Annotated in this window: 2 protein-coding genes and 2 pseudogenes; 3 read left to right on the top strand and 1 reads right to left on the bottom strand. The window is 42.4% G+C overall.

Features of this window, described 5'->3' with window-relative positions; all coding sequences use genetic code 11:
* Nucleotides 1–370: pseudogene (locus PV763_RS17590) on the top strand (hypothetical protein); the annotation flags it as partial.
* Here the strand turns inward: PV763_RS17590 and PV763_RS17585 are convergent.
* A pseudogene (locus PV763_RS17585) lies at nt 364–621 on the bottom strand (tyrosine-type recombinase/integrase); the annotation flags it as partial. The pseudogenes PV763_RS17590 and PV763_RS17585 sit on opposite strands and share 7 nt — an antisense overlap.
* Nucleotides 622–703: 82 nt before the next feature.
* Here PV763_RS17585 and PV763_RS17580 point away from each other — a divergent pair.
* Nucleotides 704–1,087, top strand: a complete 384-nt coding sequence (locus PV763_RS17580) for a transposase (protein ID WP_019836977.1) — start codon at nt 704–706, stop codon at nt 1,085–1,087.
* Nucleotides 1,030–1,238: IS66 family insertion sequence element accessory protein TnpB (gene tnpB, locus PV763_RS17575; RefSeq protein ID WP_410243036.1), on the top strand; the 209-nt coding region annotated here is incomplete at its 3' end. The genes PV763_RS17580 and tnpB, both read left to right, overlap by 58 nt.

Below are 1,238 nucleotides of genomic sequence, written 5' to 3'. Positions count from 1 at the left end.
AGGTGTCCACTTAAATTTTAGTGGACACTATCGCGGTATTAATGAGTTAGAAAAAGTGGGGCTCAGCGGACGCTTACTAAGGGATCAACCATCTATTATTATTACCTCCTCTTTAGACTGCCTATTCCTTGAAGCAAAAGAAAAAAAACCATTACTTCAAAGAATGTCAAAATCATGGAGTATGCAAAAATTTAGAGATGCGGGAAAAACCAAGACAAAACACCACTTACCTCTCACAAAACAAGCGAAAAGAAATCTAAAAAAACTTGCGCTCTTTAAAAACAAGAGTGAGAGCGAAATACTTGAAGAATTAATTAATGAATCGTATTTACTTGAAATGTGTGATGATGAAGGGAGGGCTCTTTACTGAGCCATCCATTCCCTCACCTGCTCCCCGTACCACTCCATCAACCTTACCCTTTCATCCCAATATTGCGCTCGGTTATAGGCCGAGCGAATTCTATTTTGCGGCACATGAGCAAGCTGGCGCTCAATGGCATCTGGATTAAACAGATTCGATTCATTTACGACAGTACTGAATAGAGATCTAAAACCATGTGTGGTCATTCGTCCCGTATAGCCTGAACGTTTGATCACAGCCAAAATAGACTCGCTACGTAAGCATCCGGCTAACACAGCCTTACCAAGCGATCCTATAAGCCTTAATTTAGTTCCCACCTAAAAACAAGTGGGGACTTAATCCATGAACATGGATATATATTCAGCAACACCTCCTGTTGCTAAAAAACGCAGAACATACAGCAAAGAATTCAAACTCAGTATTGTCAATGCCTGTAAAAATCCTAATACCTCGATCGCTTCGGTCGCACTGCAACATAGTATTAATGCCAACCTTGTCAGTCGTTGGATCAGGATCTTCAGCCATCATGATGGTGCCGTGCAAGATCCTACTCATGTGAATCCAGCATTTATTGCTTTGCCTTACACTGCTGCAATCAGCCAACCTATTGATGAGAGGATCACGTTGTGTATCACCGTGCCTCATACGAATAATGATATTCAGCTAAAATGGCAGACATCAGAAATACCTGCCTTGGCAGAATTACTCAAGGCACTTGCAACATGATCCGCATTGATGAAATCTGGTTGTCTACTCAGCCCATGGACATGCGTGCAGGTATGGATACGACCATGGCCCAGGTGGTGAGAGCCTTTGGCTACATCAAACCGCATTGTGCTTACCTGTTCTGTAATAAACGTGGCCATCGCATGAAAGT

The sequence above is a fragment of the Acinetobacter sp. AS5 genome, assembly GCF_048957595.1.
In the GTDB taxonomy this organism is placed as follows: Bacteria; Pseudomonadota; Gammaproteobacteria; order Pseudomonadales; family Moraxellaceae; genus Acinetobacter.
The sequence above is the reverse complement of the archived record's forward strand: the minus strand, read 5'-3'. Positions and strand labels throughout refer to the sequence as shown.